This window comes from Wolbachia endosymbiont of Ctenocephalides felis wCfeT (genome assembly GCF_012277295.1).
Classification (GTDB): Bacteria; Pseudomonadota; Alphaproteobacteria; order Rickettsiales; family Anaplasmataceae; genus Wolbachia.
In genome coordinates this window covers 1,213,441-1,238,963 of record NZ_CP051156.1, presented here as the reverse complement: position 1 = coordinate 1,238,963, position 25,523 = coordinate 1,213,441, and the positions used below count along the sequence as shown (strand labels likewise).

Genomic DNA, 25,523 nt, shown 5'->3' with positions numbered 1-25,523 from the left:
TAACGGGAAACGGTTTCATGGAACGGAGTAACCACATAGACGTTCTTATTATTCTTTATTTTAAAGGGATAATTAAGAAGGTAGCCAACTGAATGCTTCTATGTGGAGGGATTGTCTAAGAAGCTAATGCCTAAGGTAATGCTTAGGATATGCAGACGTAGACACTGTAATTTGGAGGGTAAAGTTGTGAGTAGTAGTGTATATGTTATGGACCAACAGAAAGTTAGGTATGAATGGAATACAATTCCTTGGCGTGAGCTAGAAAAATCTGTATTCAAGCTACAAAAACGAATTTACCGAGCTTCTAAGTGTAATGATATCAAAAAGATGCATAATCTTCAGAGATTATTACTCAAATCAACAAGTGGGAGAATGCTCGCTGTTAGGAAGATAACTCAGGATAACAGAGGAAAAAAGACAGCAGGAGTTGATGGAAAAGCTAATCTCAATCAAAAAGAAAGGTTGCAATTAGCATATTCTTTAGATATAAAAGAGAAGGCTGAACCATCAAGACGTGTCTGGATTCCAAAACCTGGAAAAACTGAGGAAAGACCACTGGGGATACCCACAATAACAGATCGAGCAAAGCAAACACTTGTTAAAATGGTGCTAGAACCAGAGTGGGAAGCAAAATTTGAACCTAACACATATGGTTTTAGACCTGGTAGATCGTGTAAGGATGCAATAGAAGCCATATTTATCGCACTTGGAAGGAAGACAGCATTTGTATTAGGTGCTGATATTTCCGGATGCTTTGATAATATCGATTATCATGCACTGTTAGAAAAACTCAATACCACACCGACTTTAAAGAGAATTATAAAAGGATGGTTGAAAGCAGGCGTTATGGAAGATAGAAAGTTCAAACCCACTAAATGTGGTACAATTCAAGGAGGGACAATATCTCCACTTCTTGCATGTGTAGCATTATATGGATTAGAGCAGAATATCAAAGAAGAACTCAAGGAAGAACTTTGTCAACATATGAAAAAGAAATATGGTAGCGGAGCTTACAAACATGTACTGAATTCGATTGGCGTAATTACTTATGCTGACAATTTTGTGATTTTACATGAGAGCAAGGAACTTGTTCTGAAAGCTAAGATTCTAGTTGAAAAATGGTTAAATACCATTGGATTAGAATTGAAACCATCAAAGACAAGAATTTCTCACACAATAAATTCTCTCAGTGGAGAGAAACCAGGTTTCGATTTTCTTGGATTTACTGTACGACAGTATCAAGTAAGAAATAAGAGAGGTTACAAGTTATTGATTAAACCAAGTTGTAAATCAGTAAAGCAACATACATCAACCATAAAAATGAAGCTTAAGAAAATGCGCGGAGTACCTCAAGAGGCAATAATAAAAGAACTTAATCTAATTATTAGAGGATGGTGTCAATATTACACTTCGGTAGTTTCAAGCAGAATCTTTAGTAAATTAAACTGTATCATGTTTGAGAAACTTTGGAAATGGGCAGTTCGTAGACACCATAACAAAGGGAAACGCTGGATAAAAAGAAAATACTTTAGAAAGTATAACAACGACAATTGGAGGTTCATGACAAGTAACGGAATACATCTTATCAAACATGGAGATCATGCTATTAAGAGGCATGTCAAAGTGAAGGAAACCAAATCTCCGTATGATGGGGATTGGACATACTGGGGAAGTCGCCTAAGTAAAATACCATGGAGGTCAACACGAGTAATAAAATTACTAAAGCTGCAGCAAGGTAAATGCAATTATTGTCATCTTCAGTTCAGATTTGAGGACCTAGCACACGTGCATCATCAAGATCGGAATAGATGTAATAATGACATGAAAAACTTATCCTTGTTACACAAGCATTGCCATGATCAATTACATAAGAGTATGCGTGACAAGCGCCAAATTACAGAGGAGCCGGATGATGGGCAAACTATCAAGTCCGGTTCTGAAGTCGAGTGGGGAGGGGTAACTTTCCTCACTTAGATAACACATGTTGATTTTGTCTGTTGCTGAAAGAGGACAAATTTTTGGTGAGGAAATTATGCTTGTAGTAAAATGGAGTAATAAAAATAAAGTAAGAACAGAATTGTTGAGCATTGTAAGAGATATTATAAAAGCTCATAACTGGACTCAGACAGTAGCTGCAGATATGCTGGAACTGGACCAGCCAAAAATATCGTCAATTGAAAATTTGAAGACTAAAGGGTTTAGCGCAGAAAGGATTTTCATGCTCTTATCTCTATTGGATTGTGAGGTGGAAATTACTGTGAAAAGAAACTACTAAGCTGCTTTTGAATTAATGTGAGGGAGTATATGACAAACCAAGAACTAAGACAAAAAATAGAATACCATAATTTACTATATTATCAGAAGAATAAGCCGGAGATAACTGATGCAGAATACGATATATTAAAACAAAAGGCAGTTGAATTGGGAGAAGAAATAGAAGTAGGTTCAGAACTGGATAGTAGATTTGGCAAAGTAAAACACAGCGAACCAATGCTGTCACTTGGTAATGCATATAATGAGCAAGATATAGAAAAGTTTATAACTAAGGTAAAAAAGCTCTTGAATGTTAGTAAATTAGAGATAATGTGTGAACCAAAAGTGGATGGGTTATCTTTTTCTGCCGTATATGAAGATGGAAGATTCATCAAAGCCGCAACCCGTGGAGATGGCGATTATGGTGAAGATATTACAAAAAATATTGCAACTATCAAGGATTTCCCACAAGTGCTGTCTGGTATAAAGGATAGATTAGAAGTACGGGGAGAAGCTTATATAAGAAATGACGACTTTTTAAAATTAAATGAGAATAATGACTTTGCAAATCCAAGAAACGCAGCGGCTGGTTCTTTACGGCAATTGGATCCTAATATTACTGCAAATATGCCGCTTAAATACTTTGCATATTCTTTGTTAGGTGGAGAAGAAAAAACTCAAGATGAAGTATTAAATAGATTGGAGGGGCTTGGTTTTTGTGTAAATAAACACCGATTCTTAGCGAAGAGCGTAGATGAAATGCTACAATTCTATAATGGGATATATAATTGCCGTTGTAACTTAGGGTTCGATGTAGATGGCATTGTTTACAAAATGAACGATTTAAAATTGCATAGCAAATTAGGTAGTACCAACAGAGCACCTAAATGGGCTATTGCGCATAAATTTCCTGCAGCTTATGGAAAAACCAAATTAGAAAAGATATTAATACAGGTCGGACGCACCGGAGTTCTTACTCCAATCGCAAAATTAACACCAATAAACGTAGGAGGGGTGATTATAAGCAGAGCAAGTTTGCATAATTATGAGGAGATAAAACGGAAAGATATACGAGAGGGAGACATCGTTGTAGTTGCAAGAGCTGGTGATGTTATTCCACACATTGTAGAAGTAGATAAAGATTCTCGTCTACCAAATGCACCTAAGTTCATCTTCCCTGAGGTATGTCCTGAATGCGGAAGTAGAATAGAAAAAGTTGATGGAGAAACGGCTATAAGATGCTCTGGAGAGTTCACTTGTAAGGCCCAAATTATTGAGAAGTTAAAACATTTTGTCTCGCAAGAAGCCTTCGCTATCATTGGGCTAGCTGATAAACAGATTGAGTTCTTTTATGATATTGGTCTTATTCAGCAAATTCCAGACATCTTTACACTAGAAGAAAAATTAAAAGAGTTTGACTTGGAAGCATACAATGGCTGGGGAAAGCAATCTATAGCTAATTTATTAAACTCTATAAATAGCAGGAAAACTATAAGCTTGGATAGATTTATTTCTTCGCTCAGTATCAGGTTCATTGCTCAAGGTACAGCAAAACTACTAGCAAAGCACTACGTTTTCTTTGAAAATTGGCAAAATTCGATGATGAAGCTGCAATGCTATGAATCTTTCTCTGAATTAATGAGTATAGATGGCATTGGAGAGAAAACAGCCGAATCTATAAGGTCATTCTTTTCCAATCAGCAAAACGTAAATATGTTAAATAATCTTGTGTCCCATTTGAATATTCTTCCCGTTGATAACAATAAACGCAGCTCAGCTTTAAGTGGTAAGATCATTGTTTTCACTGGCACCTTAAAAATGTCAAGAGACGAAGCAAGCAACAAAGCTAGATCTATGGGAGCACAAGTTAGCTCAAGTGTATCAAGCAAAACCCACTTTTTAGTAGTAGGTCAAAACCCTGGATCAAAGCACAAAAAAGCTGTGGAGCTTGGTATAAAAATACTACGAGAGGAAGAGAGGCTTAGCTTAGTTGCAAATAGTTAATAAGTCCATTAAGATTATAAATGAATCAAGTGTTCCTGAATTTCCGGACAACTCAAAACCAGTCTGGGAAAAGGCTTTTAAGCTTTTAGTAGTTTTTGATATTTTAAATCTTTTCTTGTTGCACTTATAGAATGCTAAGCAGTAATATTGTATCCATTCAGCCGGGCGGTAAAATAAAGAGTAGACAAGGAATGCTAAAAAGGTAAACTAGAGTGGCTGTGAGGTAATATGGTTGATCTTTTAGAATTTTGCGAAAGTTTAAGCAGACTATAGAAAAGTTAGAAACAAAAATAGAAGAGCTTAAAGCAGAAAATAAAGCGCTAAGGATCGAAAACGCTGAGTTAAAAGAAAGGCTTGGCTTAAATTCAAAAAATTCATCTATACCAAGCTCCAAAGAATTATATAAGATGAGGGAAAATAAGCCAAAAAGTGACAGGAAAGTAGGAGCACAGGTTGGACATAAAGGCAGTTACCGCCCTAAAATGGAGGCAGATGAGATGGTAAAAATAGAACTGCCCAATACGTGTGAGTGCGGAGGAGAAATTGCGGTATCAAAAGATCCGTATACTCATCAAAAGGTCGATTTGCCGGAAATCAAGCCGTATGTAGTTGAATATCAACTAGAGCATGGACGTTGCAAAAGATGTGGAAAAAGAAAAAGTAGCAAGCTACAAGAAGGAGTAACTGCGGACACATTTGGTCCAAGAGTTAAGTCAGTAATTGCAGCATTAAGTGGATTTTACAAGAATTCGAAAAAAGAAGTGGCAAATATTATAAAGGACATTTTCAACCTGGATATCAGCGTCGGTAGTGTATCAAATAGCGAGGCTAGAGTGGCAGAAAAATGCCAAGAAGCATATGAGCAAATTGAGGAAGAGGTAAGCAAGAGCAAAATTTTACATATCGATGAAACTAGCCATTACAACAAAGGTAAACAGGGCTGGTGCTGGATGTTTGCGAGCAAAATAGGAAGTGTGATCAAATTGACAGAGTCAAGAGGGATGAAAGTCCTGGAAAATAGTAAATTTGGAAAGAATAACAACCTAGTAGTGACCAACAGATATGCAGCTTACAACTACTTTTCCAGCAAGAAAAGGCAGGTCTGTTGGGCACATTTAGCAAGAGATTTTGAAAGGTTGTCTCATAGTTGGAATAGCGAAGTGAAAGTTTTGGGGTATTATTTAAGGAATGTTGCTACTGAATTATTTGCATTGAAAAAAGCTCTGTTAAAGGATGAAATAGACACATTAAGGTTCATAAGAAGAGCAAGAAAATTACGCAAGCGAACGAGATATTACTTAAAGAATATATCAAATTTACCCGAGGCAATTGGAGCGTCTCGAGTAGCAAAAAATATCATGAAATCGGATCTGATGATGTGGAAATTTTTGGACGATCCAGAAAATATTCCACTGACAAACAACTATGCTGAGCGACAGATTCGGCATTACGTTGTTTACCGAAAAGTTTCATATTTTACACAATCGAAACGGGGAAATATGTTTCTTGAGAGGATAATTTCATTGTACTTGACTTGGAGGCAAAAGAAGTTAAATCCTTTTCAAAACCTACTGGCTATTGCTTCTTAAGCCATACACCTGAATGGATACTGTCTGGGCTGATCATCTCGGACAAAAGACCATTCTAAAATCGTTACTGGCCCTGTGAGCATACCCTTAACAGGCTTATCAGTAAGTGACTGGGCATATTCAGACCATTCTAAGGTCATAGGCTGTGTTCTTTTTACATCACCGTAAATAACAGGAGGTTTTACACACCGTGATCCATAGCTTTGAACCCAACCATTCTTGGTAAAGGTAAATCCCTGAAGCAGTTCACCAAAATGCTCTACCATATCGTTCCGTTCTGGTTCACCATGAACGAGTATGTCTAGCCCTAATTCTTCTTGAACTCTTATAACCTCTTTTATTTCTTCTTTTAGGAAATTTGATATTCATTGAGGGTATCCCCTTTCTTGAATTGAGAGCGATTCCGTCGTATCTCTTGAGTTTGAGGAAAAGACCCAATCGTCGTTGTCGGTAAAAGAGGTAATTTCAATTCTTCTTTTTGGACATTAGCTCGAGTACAGTAGTCATGAGCTCTTTTACTCCCTAATTCCGTTATTTTGCTAACTCTTTCTTTAACCGTATTATCGTGAATTTTCTTTGATGTAGACCGAGAAAGAACGACCTGGCGATTTTCTTGTAACGTTTCTTCTATCGACGACTTTTCTTCACTTAATCCTCGGGAAATTGTGGCAACTTCTTGTATCTTTTGTTTTGAAAAAGCCATCCAATCCTTTATGTCTGCATCAAGCTCCGTTTCTAGTGACAAATCAATGGGACAATGTAACAAAGAGCATGAAGAACCCACCCATATATTTTCTGGAGAAACCCCATTATTTTTACTAAGATCCTCGACGAGACTCAGTGTTTCAGTCAGATCGTTTTTCCATATATTCCTACCATCTACAACACCTAAAGACAATACCTTATTCTATGGCCACTGTTTTAAAACATCGGTCAGTTGTTCTGGACCTCTACATAGGTCGATATGCAAGCCGGACACAAGCATTTTTGAAACGAACTCCAGATTGTCATCTAAAGCACCGAAGTAGGTCGTGAGCAGTGCATTTACTTTTGAGCATTGAAGTTCTGAATAGGCGTGTACAAACGCTTCTTTCCAATCCCTGTTTAGATCAAGGGCTAAGATAGGTTCATCCATTTGTACCCACTGAACCCCAGCTTGGTTGAGTAATTCAAAGAGTCGATTGTATTGAGGAATTAAATTTTCTAATAACGATAATTTATCCGTATCATTGCCCACCTTCCCTAACCATAGGAAAGTGAGTGGTCCCAAAATAACCGGTTTAATAGAATTCCCTACTGTGGATTGAGCACGTTCCACAGCGTCCAGTAATTTTTCTGGATTTAAAGTAAACTTTTGTTCTTTTGAGAATTCAGGAACAATGTAGTGATAATTGGTATCAAACCATTTCGTCATCTCACAGGCTTGAGCTTCTGAACCATTAGGCGCCTTACCCCTGGCCATACAAAACATTCTATCCATCTCATTATCACAGGCTATAAACCGCTCCGGAATTACGTTAAATAGTAAACTAGCGTCCAATACGTGGTCGTATAATGCAAAGTCTCCTACGGTGATGTAATCTAACCCTGATTTTTTTGCATTTCCCAAATGTCCTTTTCCAGCGCATTTTTTGTTTCAAGCAAATCAGTTTGAGAGATTTTTCCTGCCCAATAGGCTTCTAACGCTTTTTTTAATTCACGACGTTCACCCATCCTTGGGTAACCTAAAATATGTGATTTAGGCATAACTTACCTCCCTAATACTTATTTAAAACGGCATTGAAAGTGCATAAAAGTATTTAAGTCAATATTTTTTTATTGGTATATAACAGAATTTTTTCATGTAAATTCCAACTATGAATTAAAGTAAATTGCTGAAATTCTTATCCTTTTTGGGCGTTGACAAATCAAGATAGAAATCCAGGATTAGATTTTAGAGATAAGGGAATACGGAAAGATGTAAGTTTTGCAAACAAGATGAGCTGATCAAAAATGGTAAAGGGATGCAGTGCTGCATCTGTAAAAAGTGTGCAAAATCAAGTATTGGAAGGTAATCAAGTAAAATACAGTGATAAAACGAGGTGTATAGCGGTAGCTATATACTTGAATAATAGTAGATTTCGGGCAATAGGCAGGGTGCTTGATGTGCCACTTCAACAAAAACAGGAAACTATCAAAAGAGTATGATTTACTCACCACATCTACTGAAAATTTCATATATCTATCTATTAGTAGAGTTATATTTAAAGAGGGAACATGCTTGATTTTTTAGTTTACGAACAAGCTCTAAAAAAACCTCTATGGAGTACTTGGAATGGGCAGTCTCTTTTTGGTAAACTAAGAAAGCTCTCTGAGACAGAATTATCATAGCTGTAACCTTTATCGCTCATGCTAGGAACAAAAGGAAACGCCATATTGCTGCAATAGCTAAGCTAGCTAGAGGTAGTGGAAACATTGGAAAGAGTGCTATAATTGTGGTTGCTGTAGTCTTTAAAAGCATAGAGTTTTGCTCAACTGCCGTTATTATTTCTCTGATGATGAAAATTTTCACACCAAGAATTATAAATATTTTTAACTGCTTTACCGTAGTTTACTTCTATAGTCTTAATATGCTATAACTACATAGTTATTAATGTATAGGTTATCATATGAGTTATAATGAAAAGATTTTAGATCATTATGAAAATCCAAGAAATGTTGGGTCTTTAGATAATAGTGATCCAAAAGTTGGTACTGGTCTGGTTGGTGCTCCATCGTGTGGTGATGTAATGAAACTGCAGATAAAAGTGAATGAAAAAGGTATTATTGAAGATGCCAAGTTTAAAACTTTTGGCTGTGGTTCTGCCATTGCCTCAAGTTCATTACTGACCGAGATAATAAAAGGAAAGACTATTCAGGATGCTGCACAAATAAAAAATACTCAAATAGTACAAGAGTTATCTTTACCACCTGTTAAGATACATTGTTCAGTTCTTGCTGAGGATGCTGTCAGAGCCGCAATTAATGATTATCGTAGTAAACAGAATGGTAATAATAAATCAGGAGGTGAGAAGTATGAAGCGAATGAAGTTGAATCATAATGAGTGAGTATTTGGGAAAAAATAAAAAAGATCCTATTACTATCACAGATAGGGCATTGGAAAAAGTCAGGTATTTACTGGATCAAAATTCTTCTGAAATGAAAGTAATAGGAATAAGGATATTAGTTAAGCAAAAGGGGTGTTCTGGGTTAAAGTATACCATTGAGTATGCTTACGATATTCGTCCTTTTGAGTCACTAATTGAAGCAAGCTGTTGTGATGGATTTAAAGTTAAGGTGTTAATTGATCCAAAGTCTATTATGTTTATATTTGGCTCTGAAATGGATTATGTAGAAGAAAAACTTTCATCGGGTTTTGTTTTTAATAATCCTAATGAAAAAGGAAAATGTGGTTGCGGAGAAAGTTTTCATGTTTAGCTTGCATCAAGGATATTTCTAATTTTTGCATAAGCTTCTTCAAGTTCCAAGGTGCTTATTGAATAAGGTGGCAATAAATAAATAGTGTTGCCAAGTGGCCTGATTAAAAGACCGTGTTTCAAAAACGTTGTTTTTAACATTTGGGCATTATGAATGTCAAAGGCTGCTATTGTACCAGTCACGCGTATATGTTGAATGTTTGTACAAGTTTTCAATGAATTTAGTTCTTTTTTCTGTGCACTATGGATTCTCTGAATTGATTTCATAGTATCAGGTTTCATAAGTAAATCTAGGGAAACAATTGCAGCAGCACAACCAAGTGGGTTAGCAGTATAAGAGTGACCATGAGCAAATGCTTTGCTAAAATGCTTGCTTAAAAATGCTGAATAAATTTCTTCAGTAGTAATTGTAAGAGCAAGTGGAAGAAAGCCTCCGGTTAGCCCTTTGGAGATGCATAAAAAATCTGGTATGATTTTGGTTTGTTCGAAAGCAAAATAGGTACCAGTACGTCCAAAGCCAGTCATAATTTCATCACAAATTACTAAAATTTCATGTTTGCGTACTAAGTTAACAACTTTATTAATAAATTCTGGTCGACACATCTTCATACCACTTGCACCTTGTACTAAGGGTTCTAAAATTAATGCAGCAATTTTATTGGCACCAGTATTGAGATGATTTTCCAATACTTCAAGTGAGTACTTTTCCTTATTCTCTATTTCTTCATCTCCACTCCAGGTTTCAGGGAAAGGTATTGTTAAAACAGAAAACAATAGATTTGAAAAAACATCATGAAATCCAGATTTAGCACCTACACTCATTGCTCCAAATGTATCACCATGATATCCTCCGGCAAAACTTAAGAAGGTAGTTTTTTCATAGTTGCCACGGTTCCACCAGTACTGATAAGCCATTTTTAATGCTACTTCAACAGCAGTGGAGCCATTATCTGAAAAAAAGAACCTGGAAAGCTTATCGGGCAATAAAGTTTTCAACCTTTCACAAAGTATTACTGCGGGCTCATGGGTAAACCCTGCAAAAATCACATGTTCTAAAGTTATACCTTGTTTATATATAGCTTCAGCGATTTTAGGATGAGCATGGCCATGCAGATTTACCCACCAGCTGGAAATTAGATCAAGATATGACTTATCATCTTCATCATAAAGGTATGACCCATAGGCTCTTTTAATTGCAATTGGAAGCTCGGCGGTTTTTTCTTGTGTAAATGGGTGCCATATAATCTTTCTATCACGTTCACTTAAATTCATCATTGCTTAACCTCAAAAATAGTTTTTAATTGATTTGAAAGTGGTATTTGCATTAAAGATTCTCTGTTAATTCGTTGTAGTTTTGGTACTGAGGCTAACACCTGTACTCTGCCATAAAATTCTATTGCTTCAAGATTATCTTGATTAGGTGGTCCGTTTAAGATCACTCCTAAAATAGAAATATTTCTGGCACGTAATGCTTCTAAGCTTAGTAATGTATGATTAATTGTACCAAGAACAGATCTAGCAACCAAAATTGTGGGTACGTTAAACTTTTTAATTAAGTCAATTATAAATTTATCTCTACTAATTGGCACTAGAATTCCACCAGCACCTTCTATTATTAGTTCATGTGTTTTTGGCAAACTAATCTTATCGATATCAATGCTACAGTTTTCCAGTGATGCTGCCAGATGAGGAGACAGTGGTTCTTTGTAAACAAAATCTTCTTTATAGACTTCAGTACTAACCAAGTCACTTACTTGATGACTATCTGTACCTAAAACACTTCCAGTTTGGATAGGTTTAAAGTATGAATATCCAGTGTGCAAACAAAGCCAGCTACTTATAATAGTTTTACCAACATCAGTATCTGTTCCTGTTACAAAGATCTGCATAAAACTCCAAAAAATACCTTGTAAGTTATGTTAATCTTATCTGTATAGGTTTTAATGATTTTCTTTAGATCAGCTGGAAGAATTATTTTGCTACCTTGATTTGCCCCTAAGTTTTTTAGATACCTGATAAATTCACTTGCATTTGAAAAACTCAATTTAAATTCCTGCAAATCAAAAAAGTATTTACTTGGGTTTAAAGAAAGCAAATTACTCTCTAATTCTTGTTGGGATGGGTAACGATAAGTTGGTACAGGTAGTGAGGATTCTATAAAGATTTTAGACCATTCATTAAATGTACCATCAAGTAAACATGAGAAAGCAAAAACGTCTGAATTTTCATAAGATCTTTTTATTATTTTGTTTATATCATTTACCCATTGAAGGGCTAAATTTGAAATGATCAGGCTATAAAAGCTAAAGTCTAGTTCTTCCATATCACCTAAGATAAATTCAACTCTTCTACCTGCAAGTTTTTCTTTTGCTTTTGTCAGCATGTTGGACGATATATCATTTAAAGCAAATTTGCTTCGTGGAAAAAAATTAAATAAGATTTCTGGAATACATCCTGTACCTGTACCCAAATCTAAAATGGAATATGGGTAAAACTCAGAAAAATAATTTCCCAATATACTAACTAGTTTTATAGCACATTCTTTTTGAACTAAAGCAACAGAATCATAGGATGAGCTTGCTCTGCTAAAATTACCCTGTATGTATTTTTTCTGTAATTCCATTCAAAAAATTAACAATTTGTTCATATACAAAACGATGCTCGAGTAAACCTAAACTATGGTGACCTTTATTGTGCATAATAACATCGCTACCAAAATTATCATAGATAAGCCTTGGAGGTACGATTGTATCATCTGTTGCACCTAATATCAATAGTGGCATACGTGGCAACTCATGTGTTGTAGTTAATAATTTTAAATCTTGCATTAGTTTTACTTTATTCAGGTGACTAAAAGAATAGTTGTTTCTCAAGTTAATACCACACCTTTTGTAGAAGGATATCATGGTGTCTATGGAACTTATTTTAAAATTCCGCATCATTGTTTTTAACTCCAATTCACGTTCTCTGTGTAATTGCGAATCAAATCCTAAAAATTTAACAAAGGCTTGTATGCCAATAAGTGCCTTGAACTTTACATTTAAAGATGCTAGCTTTATTAAACCAAGAGAATGCCCAATACCAATAAATGTATTATCTTTTTGACTTGGCAGGTTTAAGTTTTCTTCTCCAAAATAACCAAGATCCAAGTTGTAGCAAGAAGCATGGGAAAAGTATTCATTGATAAGAGGTTCAAAAAATTTATGATTAAACCCCCAGCCATGGCAAAAGCAGTAATTCATATTTGCTGAAGAACGTGCACTAAATGATCTAGGTCACTTTCAGTATGACTAACATTCAGTGCAATACGTAACCTTGACGTTCCAGTAGGAACAGTAGGTGGACGTATAGCAGAAACAATTAATCCGTGTTTTAGAAGTTTTTCTTTTGCATTTATGACAGTTGTTTCGTCACCTAGAATTATTGGTATAATATGAGTAACTGAATCACCTGTATTAAATCCCAGGTTTTGCAAATGATTTTTCAAGTTTGCAGCTTTAAAAAGTAGAGTTTTGCGCTGATTAGCAAGATGTCGTACTAAATGCCAAGCTTTAGCTGCTGCCCCAATTATCATTGGAGAAAGAGAGGTTGAATAGATAAATCCTGAACATTTGTTGATGAGATAGTTTTTTATAACATTAGAACAAGCTACATATGCACCAAAGCATCCTAAAGCTTTACTAAAAGTACCTAGAACCAAATGAGGAATTTCCTGAAGATTAACATTAGTAGATAGACCGTACCCATCATGACCAATGATACCTGTTGCATGTGCTTCATCTAAGTATAGAAAAGCTTCATATTCTTTACTGAGAGCAAAAATTTCCTCTATTGGCACAATATCTCCATCCATACCAAAAATGGTTTCAGTGACAATAAACTTTGGTCTCAAGTCGTTTTTGAATTTTGCTAGTAAATTACTTAAGTGATCCATATCATTGTGTCTATATCGCACAAGTTCAGCATGGCTTAGGAAAACAGCTTGATACAAACTAGCGTGATTTAATTTATCAAAAAAAACAATAGGTTTATTACCTAACACTGATTGATCTAATAGACTTGCAAGGACTGTTAGATTAGCTTGAAAACCTGAGTTAAAAATAAGAGCTGATTCACTTTCTTTATCTTGAGCAATCTGATTTTCAAGATCCTCAAATATCTTTTTATTACCTGAAAGCAAACGAGAACCAGTAGACCCTACTCCAAACTGTTCCCCAGCAAGTTTTGCTGCTTCAAATAACACTTTTGACTTACTTAAACCAAAGTAATCATTGGTGGAAAAATCGATAAAGTTTGTATCAAATATCGTGTCTGGTAGTTGGCGATATTTACCTTTATTTTGTAGCATATTATAGTATTTGTGGTATAAGTAATACATAATTTTTCTCATAGGAGGTTAGATAATGACAAAAGAATGGACTTTTGCCGAGGCAAACGAAATTTTCGGCTTTCCGTTTCCCGAGTTAATGTATACAGCACAAACGGAACATAGAAAACATTTTAATTCTAGTGAAGTACAGATTAGTACACTCTTAAGCATTAAAACAGGTAGTTGTCCTGAAAATTGCTCTTACTGCCCACAGTCAGCACATTATGACACTGGATTGAAAAAAGAGTCTTTATCGGAAATTGCCGAAGTAGTTGAAGCAGCAAAGCGTGCAAAAGAAGCTGGCAGTACTCGTTTCTGTATGGGTGCAGCTTGGCGTGGTCCACGAGATCAAGATTTAAAAGTTGTTTGCAAAATGGTTAAAGAAGTAAAAAAGTTAGGTCTTGAAACGTGTGTTACTCTTGGGTTATTGAAAGATCACCAAGCTGATATGTTAAAAGAAGCTGGTTTAGATTTTTATAACCATAATGTTGACACATCTGAAGAATATTACGATAAAATTATAACAACACGTACTTTTAAAGATCGTTTAAATACACTGGAAAATGTACGTAGTGCCGGAATCAAGGTCTGCTGTGGTGGTATTCTTGGTATGGGTGAAACTAATGATGATCGTATAAAGATGTTAATTCTTCTTGCTAATATGGATGAGCCACCAGAATCAGTACCAATTAATATGCTGATGAAAATTCCTGGAACTCCTCTTGAGAATGTAGCTGATGTTGATCCATTTGATTTTGTTCGCACTATTGCAATAGCAAGAATTATGATGCCAAAATCCTATATACGTTTATCAGCTGGGCGAGAAAAGATGTCAGATGAACTACAAGCACTATGTTTTCTTGCTGGCACTAATTCAATTTTCTATGGTGAAAAGCTACTTACAGCCCACAATCCAGTACCTGAACAGGATAATTATTTATTCCAGAGGTTAGGGTTACAGAAGTTACAATACATGGAACATTAAAAAAAACACCTCTATAAAGTTCAACTTTGTAGAGGTAAATTATAGCACGTTGCACTTATGCTCTGAATAAATTATAAATAATGTTGATGATATTAAAATTAAAGCACCATACCAAATGTTTTTATCAGGAAACTCGCCAAATATAAGGTATGCTACTACTGCAGAGATCACTAATTCAAAATATCTATATGGTGCAAGTGCAGTGGCATCGACAATAGCAAAAGCTTTTAATATAAAGAATAAAATTAAGTTAGCATTAACACCAAGAATAAACAGCAACATTAATTCCAAGAAAGACGGTGTTTGCCAATAAAGTAATGAAGGTGGAATAGAGAAAATGGTTGTAGTTAAAGCTGAATAAAATAACATACTGATTATTGATTCTTGAACAACAATTCTTTTATTGATTATATCCAAGAGAGAAAAGAACAATGCAGCTACAATAAAAATTTTAGGATCACTACTAGGTTTTAAGGTAATAGCAATACCAATAAACCCGATAATTACTACTACCCATCTTTGCCAAATTATATTCTCGTTTAAAAAGAGTACTGCAAGTAGCAATACAAATAATGGTATAGAAAAGCTTACGATTGTTGCTGTAGTTACAGAGCCAACAGTTAATCCATAGTTCCAAGAAGTCATACCAAGAAACAATAAAACTCCTCTAATTATCTGAATAATGAAGTTGTTTGTTTTGAGAGTTTTTATCCCATAGTAGATAATGAAAGGTATGAGAGTAACGGTACTAAATAAAAAACGAAAAAAAGCCAGTTCAAAACTATTAAGACGTAACCCTAAATACTTAGCTATAACATCATTGATTGCACTGCTAAACAAGCTAAGTGTAAACCAAATAACACCAATAGAATAACTATTTCCTCTAATGAGCATCCCATTTAACTGAATTTAAATCTATACCATCTTGAACCATCTCCCAAAGAGGACTCATCTCTCTTAATCGACCAATATTTTTAGTGACGAGATCTGCCGCATATAAAATTTCTTCTTTTGTTGTAAAGCGACCTAAACCAAATCTAATTGAAGAGTGCTCAAGATCATGACCGTTATTTAATGAACGTATAACATATGAAGGTTCAAGGGAAGCTGAAGTGCATGCAGAACCAGAACTAACTGCTAAGTCTTTTATTGCCATGATAAGTGATTCGCCTTCAACATAAGGAAAACTTAAATTCAAATTTCCAGGAATCCTGTTTTCATAATCACCATTTAACACAACATCAGGAAATGCTTCTTTTATTTTGTTGTATAAAATGTCTCTTAACTTTTCTAGCCTAGTTGTTTCTTCTATCATTTCTTCTTTTGCAATTCTAGCTGCTCCACCAAAACCAACTGCAAGAGGAGTTGGAACTGTACCAGAACGCATACCTCTCTCTTGCCCACCACCACTAATTAATGGAGTTAATCTCACGCGAGGATTTTTTCTACGCACATATAGTGCCCCTATTCCCATCGGCCCATAAATTTTATGGCTCGAAAGACTCATTAAATCAATATTCATTACATCTATTGAAATTTTACCAAACGCCTGTGCAGCATCTGTATGAAAGAATATGTTGTGTTTTCTACATATTGCACCAATTTCTTTTGTAGGTTGAATTACTCCTATTTCGTTATTTACCATCATAACTGAAACAAGGACAGTTTTATCAGTAATCTCTGCTTCAAGCTTTGATAAGTCTATCATACCATTCTGCTGAACAGGTAAATAAGTTACTTCAAAACCCTCACCTTCTAAATGTCTACAAGAGTCAAGAATACATTTATGCTCAGTACAAACTGTTATTATGTGATTACCTTTATTTTTGTAAAAGTTGGCAACTCCTTTAATTGCCATGTTGTTTGATTCTGTTGCACCAGAAGTAAATATTATTTCTTTACTATCTGCATTGATCAATTCTGCAATATACTTCCTTGCCCTTTCAACAGCCTCTTCAGCAGTCCAGCCAAATGAATGACTACGTGAGTGTGGATTAGCGAATTCACCAAAGTAAGGAATCATCACCTCTAACACGCGAGGATCTACTTTAGTTGTTGATTGATAGTCCAGGAAGATTGGTATTTTCACTGTACACTCCGATTTATTATACCAATTTAAATATGGAGAAAATATTTTTTAATGCAACAGTTTAGTTTTAACCTGCTACTAACGGTTTCAAAGATAAAAAGTATCCTTATAAATAGGCTGGATAGTGCAAACTAGACATGGTGGCCTTTTTTTATAAACCCATTTCAGAGCTAAACTAATAGTCTTTGAGCCTGATTTCAAATGCAATGCTGTTTTTGTAGATAGTAAAAAAATGGTGACTAATAGCTTTTAAGGTCTATACTAAAAATAGAATTTTATTTATCAAAATTATGTTAAAACAAATGCCAGACTTTGATACTTATGAACTTGATGCTCATGAGGAAGTATATATTAAATGTGATAAGAAAACTGGCCTTCAATCAATTATTTGTGTTCACAATTCCTCCAATGGACCTGCCTTAGGCGGGTGTAGGTTTATAAGCTACGATTCTAGTCAGAATGCACTTGTAGATGCGCTGAAATTATCAAGAAGTATGTCTTTTAAGGCAGTTCTTGCTGGGGTACCATACGGTGGTGGTAAGGCTGTTATATTAAAACCAGAGCAACCTTTTGATAGGCAACTTTTATTTAAGAGTTTTGGTAACTTTGTAAATCAGCTAGGCGGTAGGTATATTACAACTATGGATAGCGGTATGGTTACTAAAGATTTAGAGATAATTTCTAACCAGACGTCATATCTTACAGGACTTGGAATTGATGGCAATCCAGCACCGTATACTGCAGAAGGTGTAATAAGAGGAATTGAAGCTGCTCTTAATTTCAAGTACGGCACTTCAAAAATGAGTGGTATTCATATAGCTATTCAAGGTGTAGGAAATGTAGGTTTCTTTTTGGGAAAAAAAGCTTATGAGAGAGGTGCAAAACTCACTATATGCGATTATGATCCACTGATGGTAAACAAGTGTTTAAAGGAATTTACAGCTAGTGTAGTCAGTCCAAACGATATTTATTCTATAGAATGTGACGTCTTTGCACCATGTGGACTTGGTGGCACAATAAATCCAGAAACTATTTCTAAATTGAAAGCAACAATCATTGCTGGATCAGCAAATAATCAGCTTTCTGATGATACAGTTAGTGAAATAATAAAGAAAAGAAATATTTTATATGCACCGGATTACGTAATTAATGCTGGCGGTCTTATTCATGTAGCCGGACTTTATAGTAATATGTTAAAAAGTCAAATAGAATCAAAAATAGCAGCAATTTATGGTACCTTAATGGAAATTTTTATATCTTCTGAAAGATTAGGAAAATCTACAAATGCCGTGGCTGATGAGATAGCAAGTTCTTACTTTCAAAATTCAGAAGCTTAAGAAATAATGGTTGATTTTATTCTAATTTAGTAATAAAATCACCTTTTCAAGAGGTTTTATGGAGGTAGAAATGGCAAGTATCTTAAAATTCCAGGATATGAAAAAATTATCGAAAGGGATTAGTATGGTTACCTGTTATGATTATTGGTCAGCTAGAATCATTGATGGAACAAATATAGATGCCATTTTGGTTGGAGATAGTTTAGCCATGGTAATGCATGGCCATAAAGATACCATTTTAGCAACTGTGGAGTTAATGTGTATGCATGTTGGTGCTGTTGCTCGAGGGGCAAAACAAAAGACTATTATCGTAGATATGCCATTTTTATCTTTTAGAAAAGGTTTAACTGATTCTATGAACTCTGTTTTACGAATTATACAAAGTGGTGCTCATGCAATCAAAATAGAAGGGGCAAAAGGAAATTTAGAGCTAATCTCTCACATAGTTGAATCTGGTATTCCAGTTATGGGGCATTTAGGATTGACACCTCAGTTTGTTAATCAATTAGGGGGATTTAAAGTACAAGGCAAACAAAAAGAAGAGGAGGAAGAAATTTTACAGTCAGCTATTGCGTTAGAAAGATCTGGTTGCTTTGCAATAGTACTTGAGTGCATCCCGGCAAAATTAGCTGGAGTAATAACAGAAAAACTTCAAATTCCAACTATTGGAATTGGTGCAGGTCCTAGTGTATCTGGGCAAGTGTTAGTACTACAAGATATGTTAGGTATGAATTCTGGTTTTAGTCCTAAATTCCTAAAAACCTATTTAGATGGATATCAGATGATAAAGAATGCTTTAAATGACTTCGATGAAGAAGTTAAAACGGAAAAGTTTCCTCTTGAGAATCATTGTTATTATTAGAGGTTTATAAGGTTATTAAGGAAAGTTTTTTATATAGAGCAACTTATGAAATTTAGGAATATGTTAAATGGAAAGATTCACAGAGCAACAGTAACACATAGTGATCTACATTATGTAGGGTCAATTACTATTGATTTAGAGCTAATGAAAGTGGCAAATATAGTTCCTTTTGAGTTTGTGCAGGTGGTTAATGTTACAAACGGTAATAGGTTTGAAACTTATGCTATAGAAGGTGACCAGAACAGCGGTGTGATTCAAGTAAACGGAGCTGCAGCACATCTAGTTAACGTAGGGGACTTAGTGATTATTATGTCGTATTTACAGATAGAGGAACCTGTTCCTAAAGATTGGAAGCCTTCTGTTGTTTTAGTTAACAAGTCTAATGGTATTGATAGGGTTATTTAAAGCTCCTATTCTATAGTTTTGTATTTTCTACTGTATTGTCATGGTAGTTTGATGGAAAAGATTTCTGTAAATATTATAGGGTGCGGTAAAGTAGGAAAGACAATTGGTTATCTTCTAGCAAAAAAAGCTAATTGTAGCATTAAAGGAATTTTAAACAGAAATATTGATTCCTCTGAGAGAGCTATTAAGTTTATAGAAGATGGTTATGTTTGCAATGGCTACGAAGAATTAATGACCTCTAACTTATGGTTAATATCAACACAAGATTCATTAATCCCTAGTGTTTGTCAGAAGCTATTAAGTCATGAAAAGCTTGCAAGGGGAGATGTTGTAATCCACTTCAGCGGTACATTAAACTCAAAGGTTTTGTATTCTGCAAAAAAAGCAGGATGTTTTGTTGGCTCATTACATCCTATAAAATCCTTCGCAGATCCAGAGGTAAGCATTAAAACATTTAAAGGAACGTACTGTGCTTATGAAGGCGATAAGCAAGCTTTTTCATTAATAAGATGTCTTTTTGAAAGAATAGGAGCTAAAGTTTTCAAAATTAACAGAGAAGCAAAAAGTTTATATCACATTGGAAGTGTTTTTGCTTCAAATTACTTAATTGCTTTATTAAAAATATCATACGATTTCTATTATAAAGCTGGTATAAAAGAAAACAATATTCTCGATATTATTTATAGCCTCTCTTCAGGTACTTTGGCAAATATACATAGAAATAGGTCTCTTGAAAAGTCTATTACTGGTCCAATACAAAGAGGAGATATAGATATTATAAAAAGCCATATCAGTTCTCTGGAGTCAATGCCATTGCTGTTGAGCCTATATAAGGCTTTAGGTAATGTAGTTTTAGAATCGATATCCGGTAAAGACTGTTACTTTGACTATATAAGAGAATTACTTGAGTAAAGAAAGTATGCTAAGAACTCAATAAAAAAAGTTGAAGTATGCGTGAAAAAAAGTTGAAGTATGCGTGAAGAATAGTATATTAAGCTGTATACTGGAATTGTTGTTACCAAAAAATGCCAAAAGTTTTTGAATCTATAAAGGAGTGGAACATTTTTAGAAAAAGTTCTTTATCTAATATAAAATCTATAGGTTTTATTCCAACCATGGGTTGTTTACATGAGGGACACTGTAGTTTGATTAAAAAATCAATCTTAGAAAATGATTTCTCTGTCCTTAGTATCTTTGTTAATGAAACCCAGTTTGCTGACAAGTCTAGCTATAAAAACTATCCAAGGACAATTCAGGAAGACCTAGAAATAGCTAGATATGAAAAAGTAGATGCTGTAATTTTTCCGGCAAGTAATGAGATATATCCTGATGATTTTCATTATAAAGTTGTTGAAGACAATATTAGTTTATTTAGAGAAGGAACATATCGTCCTGGTCATTTTACCGGAATGTTAACTGTGGTACTAAAACTTCTAAATATTGTAAGACCACATAGAGCATATTTTGGTGAAAAAGATTACCAGCAGTACGAGCTAATCAAAGGAATGAAGGAAGCTTTTTTTATTGATACGGAAATTATACTCTGTTCCATAATCAGGAATAAAAATGGGGTTGCACTAAGTTCTAGAAACAGAAACCTTAGCGAAGAACAAATGGAATTGGCTAAGCACTTTCCATTACTACTTTCATCTAAACAACTTTCGCCTGAACAAATAACAGCTAAATTAAGAGCACTAGGTTTTAAAGTCAATTATATCGAAGAAGTAAATGAAAGAAGGTACGGTTCAGTTCAAATAGGTGAAACTACATTAATAGACAACTTTTTAGTTTAAATACCTGTGCATGCATATTTTTTTTACTGTTCTCTGTCTGTAACAAAAACCCTTGATAAGCAGTATTGGTTTAATTGACATAAATTATACAATAATAGTATTGTTGTTTTAGTTTCTTTGTGAACAAGAAAGATCAGGTATTATGATAAACTCCATACATAATTGTCCTGTGGCTTTCACTGTTATGCTTACCTCAGTTTAAATATTCATCTTATGCAACAAAATTTTCCAGCAAAAAGAATTGATAAAGCAGTGTTAATGGAAAATCTTTTATTGACTGCTTTACTTCTAAACTTTTATTTTATTAACTAATTTTATTAAAATTTGCTATAAATTTATTCTTGTTCTCAATTGTGTAGGCACCAAATTTAATGTTGCATACCATAAAAACATAAGGAATAAGTAAGAACTTTTATATATGATACCGTTTAAAATATAGTAAACTTTACCTACAATACGTGGGTTGCATATCGATGTTTTTAATTTTAAAGTTATGTACTTCTTATATTTGTGCCATTAATCCTATTTTCTACCATACTTCATTGAAACCAACACTTAGCTTCTTTAGCTGTCTCAATAATTTCTTCCTTTCTTCAGATAAATTCTTTACTTTGACATATTTTTCTTCGATTTTCCTCATTTCCCTTTCTCGTTCTTTGATGATTGCTTTAATAATTTCTGCTGGGTATTTGCTTTTACCGCGCCCAAGCTCTGACTTTAGCCTCCTTACTTTGTATTCTAATTCATTAAATCTTTCATGCTTTTCTAATAGTTCCATCATTCCGTTTATTTCGTTTAACATCTCTTCTTCTTTTATATTTTCTGCAATCAAAAAAAGTAAAAATTTATCTACTTGATAATCAACATTTGCTTGGGCTGCAAATGACTCTATCGGATTTTCTTGATACTTGAAATCGCATAAAAAGCTGACAAACCTTATCTTTTTCTTAAGGTAATTTTGTTATGTCTTTTGAAAGATTTAGCTTTAATGCTTCATATGACTTGGATAACGACCCTTCCAGTTCCTTTAAGTGTTTTTGATCTATATTCTTATGATATTCAGCACTAGTTACTTTTCCCAAACTATGAAGCTCTATAAGTTTTTCTGCAACACTTCTGCTTTCCCCTTTTTTGCACACAAAATACAATATAAACTATAACAACTCATGATCAAGCAGAGTGTTTTTGCTTTATAGAATTCTAGTTTTTAATTTTTCTCTTCTTTTATCCTCACTATTACCCATACAAAACCTCCATGATCAACATTATATACAAATTCAGCGCCCTTACTTGGACGCAGTGGTTCTCGAGGAATTACCCTTTTAAACTCTAAATTTGCAATGTCGTCCATACTGTTACAGCAGGCAAAATATCCTGTATTATTTTCAATTAAACCATCTCATGACATAGTGGAACTGTACAATTCATAAGAATGGTCTACTTTAGGAAAAATTGTTTGAAAATTTTGTATCTCATATAATTTTTGGTTAAAATAAGTTATAAAAAACTTGAGTATAGGGGTAACTTTATGGAATATGACTTTTTAGCTGATGAATTTTTGACTGATTTCAATACTGCGGTGCCACAAAGTACTCTAATTCCTTTAGGTACAATAGTAAAAGTATCGGTTAAAATTCACCCTGGTGGATATGAACAAAACAGTTGGTTAAGTAAGAGTGTAAACAGTGGGAGTATATATTTAAACACAGAATTTACTGTAGTTGAAGGTCCATATTCACAATATAAAATTCATCAGATTATTGGTATTAGAAGGTGTCTGCAAAGTATGTAGAAAAGTAGAAAAAAGGACAATTATGTGATACAAGGATAACTTTAACATGTATCCAAGTGACATAAAAGACAGTGAATGGGAAATTTTAAAGCCATATTTTGAGCCAAAAAAGACAGGTAGACCAAGAAAACACGATATTAGAACAATTATTAATGCAATAAGGTACGTAATGAGAACAGGCTGCCAATGGAGACAATTACCTAAGGATTTCCCACCATGGAAGACAATTTACAGTTGGAACACACGACTAAAAAACACTGGAAAATGGCAAGAAATACACGATATTTTAGTAAAAAAAGTAAGGGAGGTAGTTGGTAAAAGAGCCACACCATCAGTTGGAATAATTGACAGCCAATCAGTAAAAACGACTCAAAAAGGGGGGCCAGAGGTTACGATGCTGGCAAGAAAATAAAAGGTCGAAAACGGCATATTATTGTAGACACGCTAGGACTCGTGATTACGGCAGATGTACACAGTGCAAGCATCCAAGACCGCGAGGGAGCTTTAGATCTTCTGGTAAAAGCAAAACAAAAAATACCAACATTACAGAGGTTTTTTGCTGATCAAGGATACACAGGTAACCTTAAAAACAGATGCTTAATAAAAACAGGATGTTTATTTACAATAGCAAAAAAAGCTCCTAATATTGCGGGATTTGAGGTTATACCGAAGCGTTGGATTGTTGAAAGAACTTTTGCTTGGCTTTCCAATTTTAGGCGTATGAGTAAGGATTATGAGCATTCTCCTCAAACTTCGGAAACCAATATTTTCTTTAATATGACTACTATTATGCTTACTAAATTAGCTAATTCTTGAGTTTGCAGACACCTTCTTAGGAGTGGCAAGTTAAGTGCAGACGTTGAAGATAAATGGGGTGAAATGGGTAGGTCAATGATTCGCGTTATCCTAGAATCTGCTCGCAATGTTTACCCATATGATAACGGTGAGGAGGCTAAGCTTGCTCGTAGAATTGAATCTTTATCTGAGTTAAATGATTTGGAGTGTGTAGTTAAAGTTAGCATTGAAACTAGCGAATATGGTGATAAGAATAAAATCACTTCAATTATCACACCTGATCATCATATTTATGCAAGTTTGATGTATAGCTCTTCATTAAAAGCTTAAGAATATCTGTAATTTTTATAACATATATAAATACTCAAGTTAGGAGACAAAGTATGTTATTTCCTAGTGGAAGCATACGTAAAGAATGAGCATCTACAAAATATGTTAGCTAGCCAAGAAAAATCCAGTTGTCTGAAATATTGCTGCTGAGAAAATATGTTACACAATTTTATAACTTGAATGTAACTATGGTAGTTGGGTGACTCTAAAAAAGTAACTATTGTGGGTGGTTGAAAATGGTGTAAATTAAAGATAAAATGTTTGAAGGTTTTTTAGAGAGTTATGGTAAATAATGTCTTAAATATAAAAGAAGGAGGTATCGATATTACCTCATTTGATAGCAATAGTTTAACTAGAATCCTGCATAACGGAGAGTGGTGGTATGTAATAACGGAAGTAATAGCTTCTCTTACAGGTAGTACAAACCCATCTGATTACTTAAAGAAGATGAGGAGCAGAGATCCAGAGCTTGCTAAAGGATGGGGACAATTTGTCACCCCCCTTGAAATAAAAACAAAAGGTGGTAAACAAAATGTAAATTGTACGAATGTCGAGGGATTATTGCGTATCTTACAATCTGTACCTTCTAAAACTGAAAGAGTGGAACAATTTAAACGTTGGCTGGCAAAGGTTGGATATGAAAGGTTAGAAGAATATAAAAACCCTGAACTTGCATTTAAGCGTGCCTATGCTAATTATGTTGCAAAAGGGTATTCTCATGAATGGATACAAAGAAGAATTCAATCTATATCTACAAGAAATCAACTAACACAAGAATGGGACAAGATGAACATAACTGACCATAATAATAAGAATATGGAAGGTAAAGAGTATGCAATACTCACTGATGTGATCTCCCAAGAAACATTTGGAGTTACAACTAAAGAACACAAGAAAATAAAAGATTTAAAAAAGCAGCCTTTGAGGGATCACATGACACCAACAGAATTGATATTTAACATGCTTGGTGAACAAGCGACTATAGAAGAAGTAAAAGATAGGAATGCACAAGGATATAATGCAAACTTAGAAGCTGTAAAAGATGGTGGCAGAAGTGCTGGTATAGCAAGAAAAGCATTTGAGGAAGCAAGAAACATAAAAGTTGTATCTTCTAGTAATTTTCTGAAAAAGAAAGGTATCGAGTTAGCATTAATAGGAGAAAAAGAGCCTGAAGAAGGAATAGAAAAAATGATTACTCTTCCGGATATAGAAAAATAACGAGAATATCAATACCTTAAGATGATAATTCGTTTAAAAGATTAAGTGTGACAAATTAATTAAAACACCAGGAATTTTTAGTTGACATTATGTAGAGAATATTGTAAAATTACCATTGGGGTGTTTTTTGTATAAAACTACACCACCTAAGTCCTTTAGGTTATCTTTTTAAATCGTATCCATTCAGGTGTATGGCTTAAGAAGCAATAGCCAGTAGGTTTTGAAAAGGATGTATCCATTCAGCCG

At 34.5% G+C, this 25,523-nt stretch carries 24 protein-coding genes and 5 pseudogenes; 17 read left to right on the top strand and 12 right to left on the bottom strand.

Annotation, left to right across the window (positions count from 1 at the left end; genetic code table 11):
- Nucleotides 1-186 precede the first annotated feature (186 nt).
- The 4 genes and pseudogenes from ltrA to tnpC all read left to right on the top strand — a co-directional run bounded on the left by ltrA (nt 187) and on the right by tnpC (nt 5,846).
- Nucleotides 187-1,974: a group II intron reverse transcriptase/maturase gene (gene ltrA / locus HF197_RS06035; RefSeq protein WP_218938890.1), complete on the top strand. Its 1,788-nt coding sequence runs from the start codon at nt 187-189 to the stop codon at nt 1,972-1,974.
- Nucleotides 1,975-1,990: 16 nt separating this feature from the next.
- Complete coding sequence (locus HF197_RS06030) at nt 1,991-2,275, top strand: helix-turn-helix domain-containing protein (RefSeq protein ID WP_168464644.1); 285 nt, start codon at nt 1,991-1,993, stop codon at nt 2,273-2,275.
- Nucleotides 2,276-2,304: 29 nt separating this feature from the next.
- Nucleotides 2,305-4,257 carry an NAD-dependent DNA ligase LigA gene (gene ligA, locus HF197_RS06025; protein ID WP_168464643.1) on the top strand — a complete coding sequence of 651 codons (1,953 nt, stop codon included), beginning with the start codon at nt 2,305-2,307 and terminating at the stop codon, nt 4,255-4,257.
- Nucleotides 4,258-4,485: 228 nt separating this feature from the next.
- Nucleotides 4,486-5,846, top strand: a pseudogene (gene tnpC / locus HF197_RS06020) (IS66 family transposase).
- On the opposite strand, the gene HF197_RS07665 reads toward tnpC, so the two are convergent.
- From HF197_RS07665 to HF197_RS07580, 3 genes and pseudogenes are all read right to left on the bottom strand, one after another.
- The gene (locus tag HF197_RS07665) at nt 5,843-6,145 is read right to left on the bottom strand and encodes a hypothetical protein (protein ID WP_369800032.1); all 303 of its coding nucleotides are present in this window, start codon (nt 6,143-6,145) and stop codon (nt 5,843-5,845) included. The pseudogene tnpC and the gene HF197_RS07665 sit on opposite strands and share 4 nt — an antisense overlap.
- Before the next feature lie 50 nt (nt 6,146-6,195).
- The gene (locus HF197_RS07585; RefSeq protein WP_256359343.1) at nt 6,196-6,549 is read right to left on the bottom strand and encodes a hypothetical protein; all 354 of its coding nucleotides are present in this window, start codon (nt 6,547-6,549) and stop codon (nt 6,196-6,198) included.
- 168 nt (nt 6,550-6,717) lie between these two features.
- Nucleotides 6,718-7,559, bottom strand: a pseudogene (locus HF197_RS07580) (hypothetical protein); the annotation flags it as partial.
- A gap of 442 nt (nt 7,560-8,001) precedes the next feature.
- Between HF197_RS07580 and HF197_RS07660 the strand changes: the two are divergent.
- The 3 genes and pseudogenes from HF197_RS07660 to HF197_RS05990 all read left to right on the top strand — a co-directional run.
- A pseudogene (locus HF197_RS07660) lies at nt 8,002-8,110 on the top strand (IS5-like element ISWpi1 family transposase); the annotation flags it as partial.
- A gap of 384 nt (nt 8,111-8,494) precedes the next feature.
- Complete coding sequence (iscU, locus tag HF197_RS05995) at nt 8,495-8,926, top strand: Fe-S cluster assembly scaffold IscU (RefSeq protein WP_168464640.1); 432 nt, start codon at nt 8,495-8,497, stop codon at nt 8,924-8,926.
- Nucleotides 8,926-9,303: a HesB/IscA family protein gene (locus tag HF197_RS05990; protein ID WP_168464639.1), complete on the top strand. Its 378-nt coding sequence runs from the start codon at nt 8,926-8,928 to the stop codon at nt 9,301-9,303. Before iscU ends, HF197_RS05990 begins: the two co-directional genes overlap by 1 nt.
- Here the strand turns inward: HF197_RS05990 and bioA are convergent.
- The 5 genes from bioA to HF197_RS05965 form a co-directional block, all read right to left on the bottom strand.
- Nucleotides 9,300-10,577, bottom strand: coding sequence for an adenosylmethionine--8-amino-7-oxononanoate transaminase (bioA, locus tag HF197_RS05985; protein WP_168464638.1), 1,278 nt, complete (start codon nt 10,575-10,577; stop codon nt 9,300-9,302). The two genes, HF197_RS05990 and bioA, sit on opposite strands and share 4 nt — an antisense overlap.
- Complete coding sequence (bioD, locus tag HF197_RS05980; RefSeq protein ID WP_168464637.1) at nt 10,574-11,191, bottom strand: dethiobiotin synthase; 618 nt, start codon at nt 11,189-11,191, stop codon at nt 10,574-10,576. Before bioD ends, bioA begins: the two co-directional genes overlap by 4 nt.
- The gene (locus HF197_RS05975) at nt 11,176-11,925 is read right to left on the bottom strand and encodes a methyltransferase domain-containing protein (protein ID WP_168464636.1); all 750 of its coding nucleotides are present in this window, start codon (nt 11,923-11,925) and stop codon (nt 11,176-11,178) included. Before HF197_RS05975 ends, bioD begins: the two co-directional genes overlap by 16 nt.
- Nucleotides 11,894-12,451, bottom strand: coding sequence for a hypothetical protein (locus tag HF197_RS05970; RefSeq protein ID WP_168464635.1), 558 nt, complete (start codon nt 12,449-12,451; stop codon nt 11,894-11,896). Before HF197_RS05970 ends, HF197_RS05975 begins: the two co-directional genes overlap by 32 nt.
- Before the next feature lie 89 nt (nt 12,452-12,540).
- Nucleotides 12,541-13,650, bottom strand: coding sequence for an aminotransferase class I/II-fold pyridoxal phosphate-dependent enzyme (locus HF197_RS05965; protein ID WP_246168484.1), 1,110 nt, complete (start codon nt 13,648-13,650; stop codon nt 12,541-12,543).
- 52 nt (nt 13,651-13,702) lie between these two features.
- Here HF197_RS05965 and bioB point away from each other — a divergent pair, with 52 nt between their 5' ends.
- Nucleotides 13,703-14,656 carry a biotin synthase BioB gene (gene bioB, locus HF197_RS05960; protein WP_218938901.1) on the top strand — a complete coding sequence of 318 codons (954 nt, stop codon included), beginning with the start codon at nt 13,703-13,705 and terminating at the stop codon, nt 14,654-14,656.
- A gap of 39 nt (nt 14,657-14,695) precedes the next feature.
- On the opposite strand, the gene HF197_RS05955 is transcribed toward bioB, so the two are convergent.
- Both HF197_RS05955 and HF197_RS05950 read right to left on the bottom strand, forming a co-directional pair.
- Nucleotides 14,696-15,550, bottom strand: a complete 855-nt coding sequence (locus HF197_RS05955) for a DMT family transporter (RefSeq protein WP_168464633.1) — start codon at nt 15,548-15,550, stop codon at nt 14,696-14,698.
- On the bottom strand, nt 15,540-16,745 hold the full coding sequence (locus HF197_RS05950; protein ID WP_168464632.1) for an IscS subfamily cysteine desulfurase: 1,206 nt from the start codon (nt 16,743-16,745) through the stop codon (nt 15,540-15,542). Before HF197_RS05950 ends, HF197_RS05955 begins: the two co-directional genes overlap by 11 nt.
- Nucleotides 16,746-17,047: 302 nt before the next feature.
- Between HF197_RS05950 and HF197_RS05945 the strand changes: the two genes are divergently transcribed.
- The 5 genes from HF197_RS05945 to panC all read left to right on the top strand — a co-directional run bounded on the left by HF197_RS05945 (nt 17,048) and on the right by panC (nt 21,142).
- Entirely contained in the window at nt 17,048-18,082 is a 1,035-nt protein-coding gene (locus tag HF197_RS05945) for a Glu/Leu/Phe/Val dehydrogenase family protein (protein ID WP_168464631.1), read from the top strand.
- Between the two features lie 70 nt (nt 18,083-18,152).
- Complete coding sequence (gene panB / locus HF197_RS05940) at nt 18,153-18,944, top strand: 3-methyl-2-oxobutanoate hydroxymethyltransferase (RefSeq protein ID WP_168464630.1); 792 nt, start codon at nt 18,153-18,155, stop codon at nt 18,942-18,944.
- Between the two features lie 60 nt (nt 18,945-19,004).
- Nucleotides 19,005-19,349: an aspartate 1-decarboxylase gene (gene panD / locus HF197_RS05935; protein ID WP_256359333.1), complete on the top strand. Its 345-nt coding sequence runs from the start codon at nt 19,005-19,007 to the stop codon at nt 19,347-19,349.
- A gap of 51 nt (nt 19,350-19,400) precedes the next feature.
- Nucleotides 19,401-20,261 carry a Rossmann-like and DUF2520 domain-containing protein gene (locus tag HF197_RS05930; protein WP_168464628.1) on the top strand — a complete coding sequence of 287 codons (861 nt, stop codon included), beginning with the start codon at nt 19,401-19,403 and terminating at the stop codon, nt 20,259-20,261.
- A 113-nt stretch (nt 20,262-20,374) separates the two neighbouring features.
- The gene (panC, locus tag HF197_RS05925) at nt 20,375-21,142 is read left to right on the top strand and encodes a pantoate--beta-alanine ligase (RefSeq protein WP_168464627.1); all 768 of its coding nucleotides are present in this window, start codon (nt 20,375-20,377) and stop codon (nt 21,140-21,142) included.
- 529 nt (nt 21,143-21,671) lie between these two features.
- On the opposite strand, the gene HF197_RS05920 is transcribed toward panC, so the two are convergent.
- Complete coding sequence (locus HF197_RS05920) at nt 21,672-21,974, bottom strand: hypothetical protein (RefSeq protein ID WP_168464626.1); 303 nt, start codon at nt 21,972-21,974, stop codon at nt 21,672-21,674.
- Nucleotides 21,975-22,089: 115 nt separating this feature from the next.
- Nucleotides 22,090-22,281, bottom strand: a complete 192-nt coding sequence (locus HF197_RS05915) for a hypothetical protein (RefSeq protein WP_168464625.1) — start codon at nt 22,279-22,281, stop codon at nt 22,090-22,092.
- A gap of 389 nt (nt 22,282-22,670) precedes the next feature.
- Here HF197_RS05915 and HF197_RS05910 point away from each other — a divergent pair.
- The 4 genes and pseudogenes from HF197_RS05910 to HF197_RS05895 all read left to right on the top strand — a co-directional run.
- Nucleotides 22,671-22,913, top strand: a pseudogene (locus HF197_RS05910) (hypothetical protein); the annotation flags it as partial.
- 67 nt (nt 22,914-22,980) lie between these two features.
- Nucleotides 22,981-23,750, top strand: a pseudogene (locus HF197_RS05905) (IS5 family transposase).
- A gap of 75 nt (nt 23,751-23,825) precedes the next feature.
- A complete protein-coding gene (locus tag HF197_RS05900) occupies nt 23,826-24,059 on the top strand; it encodes a hypothetical protein (protein ID WP_168464624.1) in 234 nt (77 codons plus the stop codon).
- A gap of 282 nt (nt 24,060-24,341) precedes the next feature.
- Nucleotides 24,342-25,277: a BRO-N domain-containing protein gene (locus HF197_RS05895; protein ID WP_168464623.1), complete on the top strand. Its 936-nt coding sequence runs from the start codon at nt 24,342-24,344 to the stop codon at nt 25,275-25,277.
- Nucleotides 25,278-25,523: the final 246 nt, after the last annotated feature.